The 14,991-nt window shown below is 35.1% G+C and carries 13 protein-coding genes; 5 read left to right on the plus strand and 8 right to left on the minus strand.

The features are described 5' to 3' along the window. Positions 1 to 59 precede the first annotated feature (59 nt). Together abc-f and ACSVDH_RS09950 are read right to left on the minus strand one after the other, a co-directional pair. Positions 60 to 1,763 (minus strand): ribosomal protection-like ABC-F family protein, encoded by a 1,704-nt coding sequence (gene abc-f, locus ACSVDH_RS09945; protein ID WP_439249313.1) that lies wholly within the window; start codon positions 1,761 to 1,763, stop codon positions 60 to 62. Positions 1,764 to 2,061: 298 nt separating this feature from the next. Beyond that, positions 2,062 to 2,844, minus strand: coding sequence for a divergent polysaccharide deacetylase family protein (locus tag ACSVDH_RS09950; RefSeq protein WP_439249314.1), 783 nt, complete (start codon positions 2,842 to 2,844; stop codon positions 2,062 to 2,064). 318 nt (positions 2,845 to 3,162) lie between these two features. Here ACSVDH_RS09950 and ACSVDH_RS09955 point away from each other — a divergent pair, with 318 nt between their 5' ends. Then, a complete protein-coding gene (locus ACSVDH_RS09955; protein ID WP_439249315.1) occupies positions 3,163 to 3,426 on the plus strand; it encodes a Spo0E family sporulation regulatory protein-aspartic acid phosphatase in 264 nt (87 codons plus the stop codon). A gap of 79 nt (positions 3,427 to 3,505) precedes the next feature. On the opposite strand, the gene ACSVDH_RS09960 is transcribed toward ACSVDH_RS09955, so the two are convergent. Continuing rightward, a complete protein-coding gene (locus ACSVDH_RS09960; RefSeq protein ID WP_439249316.1) occupies positions 3,506 to 4,237 on the minus strand; it encodes a ZIP family metal transporter in 732 nt (243 codons plus the stop codon). 345 nt (positions 4,238 to 4,582) lie between these two features. Between ACSVDH_RS09960 and ACSVDH_RS09965 the strand changes: the two genes are divergently transcribed. Then, positions 4,583 to 5,035, plus strand: coding sequence for a MarR family winged helix-turn-helix transcriptional regulator (locus ACSVDH_RS09965; RefSeq protein ID WP_439249318.1), 453 nt, complete (start codon positions 4,583 to 4,585; stop codon positions 5,033 to 5,035). Between the two features lie 129 nt (positions 5,036 to 5,164). Here the strand turns inward: ACSVDH_RS09965 and motB are convergent, their stop codons facing one another. From motB to ACSVDH_RS09990, 5 genes are all read right to left on the minus strand, one after another. Further along, complete coding sequence (gene motB / locus ACSVDH_RS09970) at positions 5,165 to 5,926, minus strand: flagellar motor protein MotB (protein ID WP_439249319.1); 762 nt, start codon at positions 5,924 to 5,926, stop codon at positions 5,165 to 5,167. Further along, positions 5,919 to 6,719 carry a flagellar motor stator protein MotA gene (gene motA, locus ACSVDH_RS09975; protein ID WP_439249320.1) on the minus strand — a complete coding sequence of 267 codons (801 nt, stop codon included), beginning with the start codon at positions 6,717 to 6,719 and terminating at the stop codon, positions 5,919 to 5,921. The genes motB and motA overlap by 8 nt, the downstream gene beginning before the upstream one ends. Before the next feature lie 441 nt (positions 6,720 to 7,160). Continuing rightward, positions 7,161 to 7,436, minus strand: coding sequence for a hypothetical protein (locus ACSVDH_RS09980; RefSeq protein ID WP_439249321.1), 276 nt, complete (start codon positions 7,434 to 7,436; stop codon positions 7,161 to 7,163). Between the two features lie 83 nt (positions 7,437 to 7,519). Further along, positions 7,520 to 8,542 carry a potassium channel family protein gene (locus tag ACSVDH_RS09985; RefSeq protein WP_299092926.1) on the minus strand — a complete coding sequence of 341 codons (1,023 nt, stop codon included), beginning with the start codon at positions 8,540 to 8,542 and terminating at the stop codon, positions 7,520 to 7,522. Between the two features lie 126 nt (positions 8,543 to 8,668). Further along, a complete protein-coding gene (locus tag ACSVDH_RS09990; protein WP_439249322.1) occupies positions 8,669 to 10,795 on the minus strand; it encodes an ATP-dependent Clp protease ATP-binding subunit in 2,127 nt (708 codons plus the stop codon). 423 nt (positions 10,796 to 11,218) lie between these two features. Between ACSVDH_RS09990 and ACSVDH_RS09995 the strand changes: the two genes are divergently transcribed. The 3 genes from ACSVDH_RS09995 (at position 11,219) to ACSVDH_RS10005 (ending at position 14,736) form a co-directional block, all read left to right on the plus strand. Then, positions 11,219 to 12,253 carry a YkvI family membrane protein gene (locus tag ACSVDH_RS09995; protein ID WP_439249323.1) on the plus strand — a complete coding sequence of 345 codons (1,035 nt, stop codon included), beginning with the start codon at positions 11,219 to 11,221 and terminating at the stop codon, positions 12,251 to 12,253. 77 nt (positions 12,254 to 12,330) lie between these two features. Next, positions 12,331 to 12,900 (plus strand): HAD-IA family hydrolase, encoded by a 570-nt coding sequence (locus ACSVDH_RS10000; RefSeq protein ID WP_439249324.1) that lies wholly within the window; start codon positions 12,331 to 12,333, stop codon positions 12,898 to 12,900. Positions 12,901 to 13,389: 489 nt separating this feature from the next. After that, positions 13,390 to 14,736, plus strand: coding sequence for a hemolysin family protein (locus ACSVDH_RS10005; protein WP_439249325.1), 1,347 nt, complete (start codon positions 13,390 to 13,392; stop codon positions 14,734 to 14,736). The last annotated feature ends 255 nt before the right edge of the window (positions 14,737 to 14,991 follow it).

Genomic DNA, 14,991 nt, shown 5'->3' on the forward strand with positions numbered 1-14,991 from the left:
AGAGGTGTTGCTTAAACTCTACGCTTTTTTCTATAGTATAGCACGTAGTGATCAATTAGTTAGAGACCAAGCTTTTTATTTACTTCACGTTTTCTATTTGTCAGAGCTGTAAATGCAGCATCTAACTCCTTATATTTATCTGTTTCTGGTGTAAGCAGGCTTAATTCACCAAGAACAGCAGATATTTTGGTATTTATACGCAATAATTCCTCTTCCAATTGCTGTTTGTTTGGGCTGGCTTTTTGCTGCTGTTTTTTCAATTCGTATTGCTCGAGATTCATTTCTACTCGCTTGATTTTTTGCTCTTCAATAACGAGAAGTTTATCACAGAGCTTATTCATAAAATAATAATCGTGTGAGACAATGAGGATTGTTCCGGTAAACTCACTTAATGTTTCTTCTAATTGCTCACGGCTGGCTAAATCTAAATGATTGGTTGGTTCATCTAATATCAACACGTCATATTCGCTCATTAACATATTGGTTAGTTTAATCCGAGTGCGTTCACCTAAGCTGAGTGTGCCAATTTGTTGCGAGATTTTATCTGCCTTCATCCCCATATTTGCAAGGATGGTTCTCGCTTGAAACAGCTTATCCTTTGCAGTAATTTGCAATGCTTCAATCCCTGTTTGAGACAGAGCCATGTCAGCAACATCTTGGCTTAAGTAAGCGATTTTTAAGGAAGGACTTTTTATTAATTCACCAGACGTTAATGTCTCTTTTTCCAAAAGCATGTTTAGGAAAGTCGTTTTTCCAGATCCGTTTGGTCCAACGATTCCAATTCGCTCGCTATGATTTACATAAAAATGGCTGTCTTTAAAAAGAAACCTGTCTCCGAACATTTTAGTAAGATGTTTGGCTTCAACAATTCTCTTTCCTCGTTTTCTATTCGTTTCAAATTGAAAGCGAACCTTTTTCTCTTCTTGAGGTATTTCAATTTTATTTTTTTCAAGCTCTTTATTCAATCTCTTCATTTTTGATTTAATTGCTTTATCAATCTTCTTTGCCTTTACGCCATGATATTCTTTAAAGCCTTCTTGATCTCGCATGGTTCGATGCGCTTTTCCAGACCATTGTTGTAGCTGAGTGATCTGGCTTTCCACATTTGCTTTATATTTTTGTTGAACTTCATATTGATGTAATTGGTCTTCGTAACGTTTTTTCTTTTCCTTACGGTAAGCAGAATAATTACCATTATATTCCGTTAATTTTCCATGGTCTAAGTCAAATATTTTGGTAACTGTTTTATCCAAGAAAAAACGATCATGCGAAATGATGATGACAGTACCGCGGAAATTTTCAAGCTGGCTAATTAACCAATGGACTCCTTGAAAATCAAGATGATTGGTTGGTTCGTCTAAAATGAGAATATCAGGATTTGACGACCAGATTTGCGCTAAGGCAATTTTTAGTTTTTCACCGCCGCTTAAATGATGAAAACGTTCCTGCTCCCAAGTTTGTATTTTATTTAAACCTAATTCACTTGCACTTTCAAGAAATTCAGCGGATAAATAGTTGAAATCATTTACAGAATAATCAACTGATTGCAGCAGGTATCCTATCCGTAAATCATTGTTTCTTTTTATGTTTCCCTCATCAGGTGCTAAGCTTCCATATAGTATATTTGCCAAGGTTGTTTTTCCAGCTCCATTAGATCCAACAAGGCCGATTCGCTCACCTTTATAAAGATCAAATGAAAGATCGTTTAATACGATTTTTTCACCAAAAACCTTTTTTAGATTTCTCACTTGTAACATAAACATAAAAAAACCTCCCTATGAGCCTAGAGAGATTTGACATGCCAAAATATACATAATGATATAAACAAAAAGTGACCAACTAATTATCAATTTTTGCTGTTTCATGTATATGTTGAAGAATGGCAGACTAATCCAATTTCTCTAGGTTTCGTTATATTTCAAATCATTGAATATAATGGCCTAAGAAAAAAGATTAGAACTTCATTGCTTCAACATTCACCCTTTCGATCATTCATATAAAAATAGTATATGAAGAAATAAACAAAAATGCAATAGTAGTGAAATTTTTTTCCATTTTTTCTTAATCTAAGTCTGTCACTTCTTCTGGATCAAAAATTAATTTTGAAAGTGTAACTGCTTCTGCCTTTTGTTTAACCATAGGGATATATTGCTTAAGTACAGAAGCTGTTTTTTCCCCTGCAATTCCAACATGGCCAATGGCAATAATTTCATTATCCATCGCTATTTTATTCATTAACAGATTTGCTTGTTTCGTTATATGAGCGATTGTATATTGCTCATCAAAAAAAAGCTCATTTTCTAAATAGGGAACATCGAGTTCCATTGCCAAATCTGCAACAACACTTTTACCAGTTGTTTTACTATCTAAATAATATAGGCCTCTTTCTTTGCAAACCTCCAAAATGATTCTCATAATACGCCTATCTGCTGTTACCTTTGATCCCATATGATTGTTCATTCCTACTGCATGAGGAACAGCATCAATTGCTTTATTCACTCGTTCTCTTATTTCGCCATCTGATAAATCTGTTGTTATCGCACCAGGTCCCAGCCAGCTTTTTTTACCATGTAACGGCTCCATTGGAAGGTGAACAATCACCTCATGCCCCTTTGCAAAGGCAAGGTTTGCATCCTTTTCAGTTGTTGAAAGAAAGGGCATGACAGCTACAGTAAGTGGAATTGGTAATGACAATATTTCTTCAGTGCCCTTCATCCCGTTACCAAAGTCATCAATGACAATCGCAACATGTTTTTCCTCACGGACTTGTTGATTGTTTGCTGCATGTATTTCTAACGGCATAAATGTTGTGAAAAGGAATCCGAGTAATAGAAGCATTTTCATACACATGTCTCCTTGCTATACCCTGCTTGTACCGCTAAAGGATAATTGGTTTTTGAATAGTCTAACCAGGAATTGAAAAAACATGTCTTTCTGAATACATTATTTAATATAAGAGTTTAAATTTGGAATGGAATGGGAATAGAGTAACAAGTAAATAAATGAGGATCGTTGAAAAATGTCAAAGTAATGTGACTAAAAGATTGTCAAAATATGCAAAAGTATTTACAAACTTGGCAAAATCTGTAATACTTACAAAAGTAAGTAAGTTTTATCCAAAGAATTAAATAAAACTTACCTAAATACAAGGAGGGGCTCTCGATGAATCGTGATCGATTAAAAGAAAAGCTTCTTGAAACAATTAACAATAAGAGACAAGAAATGATTGAGACTGCAAATACAGAGGGCTTAACAAGTGATTCAGCTTTAAAGTGTAGTCAAGATTTGGACAAGCTTTTAAATAAATATCAACTTATTCTTATAGAAGAAAAGGAAGGTACAATAGATCCATTTTATGAATTTGTCCATACAATGACAAGCTGGACACTAGCGGACAATTATTCTCTTCAGTTCATTGAAAAATAAGCTGAGTTTTCAGTGCAAAGAGACTGTCGAAATGGGAGGTAAAACCCTTTTAAGACAGTCTCTTTTTTTGTCGAATCCATTAAAAGCTATTAATTAAAATCACCATAAATAAGATCCCGGTGATAAATGAATAGGTTGCATTTCGTTCATTACCATCACCATGGCTTTCAGGAATGAGCTCTTTATAAATTATAAACAGCATCGCACCTGCTGCAAAGGATAGACCATATGGGACAAGGAAACTTACAATATTGGTTAGATTAAAACCAAGCAGAGATGCGACAATTTCCACCGCTCCTGTTGCTGTGGAGATTAAAAATGCTTTTGCTTTGCCGATATTCTGGTTAATTAAAAACAAGGCAACTAAAAATCCTTCCGGTGCATTTTGTAATCCGATTGCAAATGCAATTAAGTTTCCTGTATCACTTATGTCAGAGGCATAGCTAACCCCAACTGATAATCCTTCAGGCAAATTATGCAAGGTAATCGCTGCGATAATCAGCATTGCCTTTTCGTCGAATTTAATACCGCTTTTGGTATGTTCTAAATCAATATGTGGAATCGCCTTTTCCAATGTTGTTAAAATAAGCACACCTAAAAATAAACCAATCGAAACTTCCAGTACACCGCCATATTTTAATGATTCTGGAATTAACCCAAGCATTGCAGCTGTCATCATAATCCCCGCAGTAAATGCTAGTAAAATATCACGCCAACGATGGGTGATCGTGCCTTGTAAGAACAAAATAGGGAGGGCTCCTAATCCTGTAGATAATGCAGATAATATACTACCTAATAAAACGCCAGACATATATGTATGCTCCTTTGAATGATAATACCTTTGCAATAATTCATCCATATGAATTATTATAGCGCGGAAATATTCAAAATTGAAACAATGTATAAAATTCTATGCAAATATAGTGATGAAAATGACATGAATGGTATGGGATTTACACAAAAACTTGGGCAATCTCACCTTTTATTTATAGTCATTTATGTAAATGTATAAGATAATGATAGATACCATCTATTATTCATCATAAAAGTTTGCAAACAAAAAAGAATATAAAATATTGACTTGATGGAAATGTTCCTCTATTATAGAAATAAAATTGTTTTGAATTCAAGATAATTATTAAAGGATTGAGTTGAAATGGAAAAATCAAATCAAATTGAAGAATCATTAAAGTTCTTTATCGTTCTTTCACGTGCACATCGAGCATTTAACGATGTGGTAAATAAGCATATATCAACATTTAATTTAAACCCTACAGAGTTTGCGGTATTAGAGCTTCTTTATCATAAAGGTGATCAGCCTTTACAGCAAATAGGAGGGAAAATTTTACTGGCAAGCGGAAGTATTACCTATGTAGTGGATAAATTAGAGCAAAAAGGCTTGCTTGTACGAAGAGCGTGCCCAAAAGATCGAAGAGTCACACACGCACAAATTACTGATAAAGGGAAGCAGTTGATCGAAGAAATTTTCCCACCGCATCAAGAAAGGATCAATGAAATTGTAAGCGTCCTTTCTGATGAGGAAAAAAAATTGGTCACAGAGCTTCTTAAAAAAGTAGGTTATCATGCAAACGATCTTTTGAACAAGTAGGATTGGTAATGGATTTTCTAAAAAACAAAGGGTCTGCCTTTTAAAAACTTATTATATAGAACCTCAAATACAAGTGGTTCCATATATTGTTTTTTAAGGGAGACCCTTTTTTAAAGGTTATTTATCTCCTTATTTTTGTTCATAGGGAAGAATTAATACTTCGACACGTCTATTTTTTTGTCTGCCTTCCTTTGTATCGTTTGTTGCAACAGGTTTATATTCACCAAAGCCTTTTGCACTAAACGCTTTCGGATCCAGCTTTTCGTTTTCAATTAACAGCTTCATAAAGTTAACGGCCCGTATAACACTTAGGTGCCAGTTAGAATCAAAATCTGAAGTATTAATAGGAACATTATCAGTATGCCCGCTTACAATAATATTACGGGGTGGATTCATCACAAGTAGCTCGGAAATTTCCATTGCAAGCTTTTTATCTTTCTCTCGAATTTCAGCTTTACCAGAATCAAAAAAAATATCATTTAATATGGTAATCAACAGGCCTTCATCGGTAAGGGTTGTTTTTAATTTTGTTTCAAGCATATTTTCTTTAATATAGGCATTAATTTTATCTTGTACTTCTTTTAGCTTTTCTTGTTCTAATTGTTTCTGAGCTTCTTCAGCGGCTTCTTTTGTCAATTGTTTATCTTGAATATTCAGCTGCTCCATTTCATCACTAGTTGTTGGGCTTGGGTAATCCAAAACACCTGTTCCACCTGCAAAGGTTGAATTAAAGGCTTTTGCAATTTGCTGGAATTTTTGAGCATCTACAGAGCTCATTGCAAACAAAACAATGAATAAAGCTAAAACAAGTGTCAATAAATCGGCATAGGGAACAAGCCATGATTCATCCACATGATCTTCATCGTGTTTATATTTCTTCCTTCTAGCCATTTACACTCTCTCCTTCAGTAAGTGCAGTGTTTAATTTCTTTCTTTCATGAACAGGTAGATAAGTAGATAGCTTTTGTTCAATAGCTTTTGGCGCTTGTCCTTCTAAAACAGAGAGGACACCTTCGATCATCACTTCCTTAACTTTCACTTCTTCCTTGGACTTCCGCTTTAATTTATTCGCAAATGGATGCCAAAGGACATATCCTGTGAAAATGCCCATCATCGTGGCAACGAACGCCGCACCAATTGCCTTTCCCAGCTCTTCTGTATTATCCATATGTGAAAGGGCGGCAATTAAGCCTACAACAGCTCCTAGTACGCCAAGAGTTGGCGCGTAAGTACCAGCTTGAGTAAAGATCGCAGCAGATGCTTGGTGACGTTCCTCCATTGCTGCAATTTCTTCACTCATAACATCGCGAATAAACTCTGCATTTTGGCCATCAACCGCCATAAGCAAACCATTTTTTAAAAAAGGATCATCGATATCTGTAATCCTTGCTTCTAAAGCAAGTAATCCTTCTTTACGAGCAACTTGAGCCCAGTCAGAAAACAAAGGAATCAGCTCTTCAATGGTATGAGATTTATTATCTTTGAAAAGAATTCCGAAAAGCTTGGGGACTTTTTTAATTTCACTAGTAGGAAATGCAATTGTAACCGATGCAATAGTTCCTAAAATAATAATTAATAAGGCAGCAGGATTAAGTAAGACAGCAGGGCTGACACCCTTCATAATCATACCTAATCCAACTGCTATGATAGCCAGAATCAGTCCGATTATTGACGTTTTATCCATTGTAAATCACCATTTTCCCTAAAATTTTTCTTATTACTTATATCGGTTATTTTTTATAACTTTTTAGTTTTTCTTTTAGCAAAGGGCCTTTTGCAACAAAGTTTACGAAAACAGTTTTAGCAAAAACTAATGGGATAAAAAAGAAAACACGGTACCATTTCACCGTGTTTTAAAAATAAATGTGATGATTCGTTTCATGAAAGGAGCTTTCTGTATATTTTTATCAAACATTCTATAGGTTTGTTCATGTAAGTTCTTTTCAAGCGCATCATTATTTAATTTATATAATTTTTTCAAAGTGTATTCATTAGGATACATCTTACTTCCCCCATTCTTGATGTTGTGCCTTTATCTTAAAGGAAGATTATTCCTTTTTCATCAGGTGAATGGAGGAGGTTTCATTCATATATGTGTCTGAAAAATTTGAGACTTAAGATGTACTTACAACTTCATTAATAGGCTTGAGATTCCGTAATAATAAAGGGGTAATAGGGTTACAGCTAGGTGAGCATTGAAAATAAGACTGGAATAATAGGTTGATTGATTTTCAAAGGCAATGGAAGAAAGCAAAGCACCGAGCAGACTAGTACTGCAAAATAGAATAATCCCGAACAGATCACCCAATCGTTCTTGATAAAGAATAAATCCTAATGAAGATCCATTAAAAATGAGAAAAAAGAAGGAAATTAAGAGTAATAGAGTTGAGTATTTAATCATCGTTAACACCTCTTTACATATCTATGTATAAAAAGGTTCAACCATGACAAGGAGCAGATGTGCCTGCCCCTCGAAATAATGAATTACGAAATAATCTCAAGATAAGTAGAATGATTGCAAATAATAAATAATTTAGCATCATGAGGGATGGGGTGATTATGTTGATTAATGATGGATAAGTCATTTCCATTGGAAATAAGGAGTGCACCTTTAGCAGCCAATGCTTGACTTGCATCTGCATATGTCGTCCATTCATTGTTTTTTGGAATGGAATATAGGTCAAAACCTTGGAGACTTGTCAACTGCCTAATAATTTCACTTGATCCGTTAAAGAGAATTGAGCGAGCCGCTAAGTTTGCTGCCGTGTCGTTAGGGGTTATAAATTCTTCTACATTTGCATGAACAAATGCGTTTATATGTTTTGAATCTGATACCTCGCAAATCGTATAAATGTTTCGATGATTCTGTTTTCCAATTCCTTCAATCATTGAAGCAATTAGCAAAGTACGTCCATCAGCTTGAGAAGCTGTCATTAATCCTTCTGGAGAAAAAATCATGACCGATTTACATTGAAGTAAATTTGCTTGGTGAAGGATATCAATATTTGCAGGATTTCCATTTACAAAATCAACCTGTTCATGGAAAATAGGAGTTTTGGACATCTCTTCATCAATAATAACAACTCGTATGTTTTGGAATGTAGCTAAGAGTTCTTTTAACGTAATTTCAGCCTTTTTTGTCCAGTTGATTAAAATAATATGATCTTCTACAGTAATTTTCAATTTACCTTCCTCCTTCAACCTTTTTCGAATGCTCAAAAAATCAATTACCTTTCCAATGAAAATCGTCATAAGTCCAATCCCGACTATATACAAAAACATGGCAAATAATTTCCCGTTGACAGTTGTAGGGGAAATATCTCCGTAACCTACAGTGGCAATGGTTGTCATTGTCCACCAAAGACCTTCAAAAGGGGTGGTAAAGGTTTTAGGCTCTAAAAAATAAATGATGTAGCTGCTGCCAAGAATTAACGATAAAGTAGCGAAAATAAGAATCCAATTATTCATATGAATGATTCTAGTGAAAAATCGTCGAAAAAAAATCATCTAAGTTCTCCTCTCTTAAAGGTCAATGCGTTTTATAATAAGGAAATTTTACCATATTTCATGTTGTTAATTAGATAAAATAAATATAAGGCTGCCTCATCTGAGTGAGACAGCCTTATATTTATTTTACTTTTTAACGATAATTTCATCATTTTCAACATCAACGGTTACACTTGTCACATCCCCTTCATCTAATAGAAGGTCAGTTAGTTCATCCTCAACATGTTCTTGGATGACACGACGAAGCGGCCTTGCACCAAATGTTGGATGGTAGCCTAAAATCGCTAGTTTTTCCTTCGCTTTATCTGTCACTTTTAAGGTAATGTCTTGTTCTGCTAAAACAGAAGCCAATTCATTAAGCATTAATGTAACAATCTTGTTAAGGTCGTCCTTTTTAAGGGAAGAGAATTCAATAATATTATCAAAGCGGTTTAAGAATTCAGGCTTGAAGAAAGATCCTAGTGATTGTAAAAGCTGGCTTTCTTCAACTCCAGTATTTGAGTCCGTTTCGAAGCCTACAGTGATCCGCTTTTCTCCAATCCCTGCATTACTTGTCATAATAATGACGGTGTCCTTGAAGCTTACTGTGCGTCCGCTACTATCAGTGAGACGGCCGTCCTCAAGAATTTGCAGGAACATATGCTGAACATCTGGATGTGCTTTTTCAATTTCATCTAATAAAATGATACTGTAAGGATTTCGGCGAACCTTTTCGGTTAATTGACCTGCTTCATCATGGCCAACATAACCTGGAGGTGAACCGATGATTTTGGAAACAGAATGTTTCTCCATATATTCACTCATGTCAAGACGAATCATAGCATCTTTTGAGCCGAATAACTCTTCAGCCAGTGTTTTAGTTAATTCGGTTTTCCCTACCCCTGTTGGTCCAACAAAGAGGAAGGAACCAATTGGTCTTGTTTTAGACTTTAAGCCTGCGCGGCTTCTTCTAATCGCTTTAGCGACTTTTTTGACTGCATCAGCTTGTCCGATTACTTTTTCCGATAAACGCTTCTCTAAATGCTTCATTTTTGCTTGTTCATTTTCTTGAAGCTTTCCGACAGGTATGCCTGTTTTCTTTTCAATGATTTCTTGAATATCCTCAACATCAACTGTCGGTTTTTCGGAATTTGCTTCTTTGTTTAGTTGAGCCTCGAGACGGTCTTCTTCATCTCTTAACTTAGCAGCTAATTCATAGTGTTCATTTTTTGTTGCTTCTTCTTTTTGTTTAGCCAGCTGTTTTAAACGTTCTTTTATTTGTTCTTTATTAACGTTCGTAATCGCTAAATTCTTTTTAGAACCTGCTTCATCTAATAGGTCAATTGCCTTATCAGGTAAGAAGCGATCTTGAATATAGCGATGGGATAAAGTAACACAAGCATTAATTGCTTCCTCTGAGTATGTTACATGGTGATAATTTTCATACTTCTCTTGAAGTCCTTTTAAAATATTTACAGCTTGCTCAAGGGACGGTTCGTTAACCATTACCGGTTGGAAGCGACGTTCAAGTGCAGCATCCTTTTCAATAGTTCGGTATTCTTTAAGTGTTGTTGCACCAACAACTTGAAGTTCACCACGGGCTAATGCAGGTTTTAAAATATTGCCTGCATCCATTGAACCTTCTGCAGAACCGGCACCTACAAGCTGATGAATTTCATCAATGAATAAAATGATGTTTTTACGCTGTTGAAGCTCCTCAATTAGTTTTTTCATGCGCTCTTCAAATTGACCTCTAATACCTGTGCTTGCAACAAGTGAAGCAACATCTAAAAGATATACTTCTTTATTAGCAAGCTTTGATGGAACAGTGCCATTTGCAATTTTTAAGGCTAGACCTTCAACAACTGCTGTTTTACCAACACCAGGCTCACCGATTAAAACCGGGTTGTTTTTATTACGGCGATTTAAAATTTCGATAACACGGTCAACTTCTTCATCACGGCCAATGACAGGATCAATTAGTCCGGCACGAGCTGCATTTGTTAAGTTGCGGCCAAGGTGATCTAATATTCCTCCGCCGCTTCCTTGTGTTTGCGGCTTAGTACTTGTAAATTGTGAAGCTTGGCTTTGTTGTATTCCTTTAAAGAACTCATCAAATGAAAATGCTGAGAATCCGCTTGAAAATCCTGTAGGAATTGACTGTTTATAGGTTGAATAGCAATCATGACATAATGTTACTTGTTCTCTTTGACTATTAATTTGTACTGTTAAATTGATAGCAGCTTTATTCTTATTACATTTTTCACACATCATTTAAAAAACCCCTTTTCTATAAAGTGAGACTTCTATCAGTGGGGTTTTTCTGCTTCCCCACTGATGGTTAGCAAGACTTATCGGACCTTTACGGAAAGTTATCCCCCACTTATCTTCTTAGCTTCTTTTGAATCTTGAGGTGGGGGGTTATTGCCCGTTAAGATGGGATAAATTTTTTGTAAAGTTCTTTAAATAAGATGCTTTGATGTTTTTTGACCAATGAGTGATAAAGAAAATGGCCATTTGTTTGACCATCTTTGACTATAGTATACTTTGACCTTTTTTGACTTTCAAGTGTTTTGCTTTTAAAAAATATATAGGAATTTTTACCATTATAATCATAGTTTCAAAGAGAAAAGAATCATCCCAGCTTTTCTTCATATAATGATACAAGCTTTGGTAAACTTTAGTGAGGTGTGCTGGATGAAGAAGAAATCTTGGGTTTTTTCCTTTCAGGTTGCAGCAGTATATGTCGGGACTGTAGTTGGAGCGGGATTTGCAACAGGGAGGGAAATCGTTGAATTTTTCACGAAATACGGTGTTTTTGGACTTGCTGGTATTTTGTTAGCCGGATTTCTTTTTATATCTCTTGGGATCAAAATGCTTGTTCTTTCAAAAAGAATAAATGCAGAGTCGTACCAGGATTTAATGACTTTTTTATTTGGGAGAAAGTTCGGGAGCTTTGTTAATCTTTTTATGCTTATCATTCTATTAGGTTTAACTTCAATTATGTTATCTGGTGCTGGTGCGATTTTTTATGAGCAGCTTAATCTTCCCGTAAGAATCGGAGTAATCATAACGATTTTGCTTACAATCGGGGTTATGTTTTTTGGTGTAAACGGGCTATTCAGCGTAAATATAATTGTTGTTCCGATGTTAATATTATTTAGTACCATACTTGCTGTTCGATCGTTTTCTATTGAACCTTTTTTTAACATACCGAGCGAACCAGCTTCGTCTTTTAAATGGATATTGTCTGCTTTTTCATATGCCGCGTTTAACTTGACAATGTCTGCAGCTGTTCTAGTGCCTTTAGCAAATGAGATTCAGGATGAAAAAGTGTTGAAAAGAGGAGGATTTCTTGGCGGACTTCTCTTAACGATTATTTTAATCAGCAGCCATCTGGCATTATCTACATTACCAAATTTAACTCAATATGAAATACCGATGGCTGAAGCTATGAAAACGACGTTTTATGCCTTTTATTTTATCTACATTGCAGTAATTTATGGAGAAGTTTTTACATCGGTTATTGGTAACTTATTTGGACTTGAAAAACAGGTTTTATCTTATATTAATCTACCGCGGATGGTCATTGTGATTGCTATTTTAAGTGCTGCCGCTTTTATTAGTAAGTTTGGTTATAGTTCTTTAATATCGTTATTGTATCCAATTTTCGGCTATATTTGCCTAGGGGTGTTAGCTCTATTAATGTTGAAGAAGGTCCCAAGAAAATAAGTTGAATATGATAAAATGGATATATATTAACAATCTCAAAACCACTAAGAATTTTAACCATTGAAAGGAAGAATATATTGAACATTTTATGGGATTTTGATGGCACTTTGTTTGATACATACCCTGCATTTACAGAAGTTATGTATGAGATATTAAATGGAAAAATACCAAAGGAAGACATTTTAAATCAGCTTAAAGTGTCTGTCTCAAATGCCGCTAAGAATTTTAATCTTACAAATGAAAGCATAGTTGAATTTAGAGAGAAGGATAAATCCTTGTCACCAGAGCATAAGAAACCGTTTCCTTTTGTTGAAGAGGTTTTAAAATATTCCAATGCAAATGTTATTATGACACATAAGCCAAGAGAAGAGGTTCAATTTATTCTCGATTATTATGGCTGGAATCATTATTTTCGTGAAATTGTAGCCGGCGATGATGGTTTTCCAAGGAAACCTAATTCTACGGCCTATCAGTATTTGCATGAAAAATACAGTTTGGATTTAGCAATAGGAGATCGTCTTTTAGATATTATTCCTGCTAAAGAAGTGGGTTTGTATACTTGCTTGTTTCAAAACCAGGAAAAAGGCGCTGATTTTTATTTGGATACTTATGAGGATTTTTTTAATATTGTAAAGCTACATACATAAACACTATTCGAAATATTGAAAAATTCAAAAAAATACTCTTGATTCTAGTTAAAACCTGCCAATTATCGCTTTATCACTCATTTACGGTCATAATAAGCTGTTTTTCAATGGAAAAGGTATTATTAAACGGTATTTCACATATTTATTTAAGAAATCAGCTAAGTGTTACGTTTGACTGTATAGTTTGATCGTATTATGATTAATTCAATATATATTGTGGGGTGATAATATGGGGCAGTGTTAAAATTGAATATACAAACAGCATCCCTTATTTTACTCCAAGCGGACGCTCATATAAATAATTAGAAATTGACTTGGCACTTTTGTTTAGCCTTGAAAGTACATTTTTATGATGAATGGATATGTTTAAACTATTATACCTGAACGTCTAAAGTTAGAGAGCTAAACAAGGAGCCTGTGTTTTTTGATTCTGATTTAACACTCAGGAGGTGACTCCTTTTCCGTTTATGACGGAGTAAGGAAGCTTATTTGGACATAGTCAATTTGTTGCTTGTTGCAATTTTAATCGCTCTTACGGGTTTTTTTGTTGCTTCTGAATTTGCAATCATTAAAATTAGGAGCTCTCGTATTGACCAATTAATTGCAGAAGGAAACAAACAGGCAAATGCTGCAAAGAAAGTCATTGATAATCTAGATGAATATTTGTCAGCATGCCAATTAGGAATAACGATTACAGCATTGGGCTTAGGGTGGCTTGGTGAACCAACAATTGAACATTTGTTAAAACCTTTATTTGAACGTTTTGATCTTCCTAACTCGATCGCTACAGTATTATCCTTTGTCATTGCCTTTTCAACGATTACCTTTTTACATGTTGTTGTTGGTGAATTAGCACCGAAAACGGTTGCCATTCAAAAGGCAGAAGCAATCAGTTTATGGTTTGCACGACCTTTGATGGGCTTCTATCGTATTATGTACCCGTTTATTTGGGCTTTAAACGGATCAGCTCGCTTTATTACAGGAATTTTTGGTTTAAAACCAGTCTCAGAGCATGAGCTAGCACACAGTGAAGAAGAGTTAAGGATCATTCTTTCTGAAAGCTATAAGAGCGGAGAAATTAATCAGTCTGAATTTAAATATGTTAATAAAATTTTTGAATTTGATAATCGAATTGCAAAAGAAATCATGGTGCCGCGCACCGAAATTATTTCCTTATCAATTGATGCTCTGATCCAGGAGCAATTAGAAATTATTAAAGATGAAAAATATACCAGATATCCAATTGTAGATGGAGACAAGGATCATGTAGTTGGTATGGTTAATATCAAAGAAATATTTACTGATCTCATCCATGTCGATGCCGGGCAGTCTTTTTCCATTAAAAAGTATATTCGGCCAATTATTCAGGTACCAGAATCGGTTCCTATTCAAGAATTGCTTTTAAAAATGCAAAAGGAAAGAATTCACATGGCGATCCTAATTGATGAATACGGTGGAACAGCTGGTCTTGTTACGGTTGAGGACATTTTGGAAGAAATAGTCGGAGAAATTCGTGATGAATTTGATGCCGACGAGGTTCCGCTTATTCAAAAAATTAGTGATTCGAAATATATTATTGACGGTAAAGTGCTTGTTAGTGAAATAAATGAGCTGCTTGGTATCAATATTGACGATACCGATGTTGATACAATTGGAGGCTGGGTCTTAACCAATCAGTATGAGATCGAAACAGGAGGCATTGTTGAATTTGGTTCCTACAATTTTAAGGTGAAAGAAATGGAAAATCATCATATCCGTTATCTTGAAATAACGAAGATGCACAAGGAAGCAATGCCAAACCCCGCCTTACTTGAAAAAAATATTGCCACTTCTTAAAGGACTTACATTTGTAAGTTCTTTTTTTAAAAGGTAAGAAAGTATAAAATTTTTTACTTAGTTTTAGTGTCTAGCTCCAGCGTCTAGCCCCTCTAGGGTCTAGCCACTCATGAATTGAAGGCAAAGAACGCCTTCTATTCATGAGCGTCTTATTTGCCCTAGGCTGATCAAGGCGCTTGCGCTTTTCTTATAACACTCGCCGGTCGATGAGTTTTCTTAAAGCATAATGGTTCTAGAATGAAAATGCTTCATTAG

The organism is Metabacillus sp. Hm71, from assembly GCF_051842955.2.
Lineage (GTDB): Bacteria > Bacillota > Bacilli > Bacillales > Bacillaceae > Metabacillus.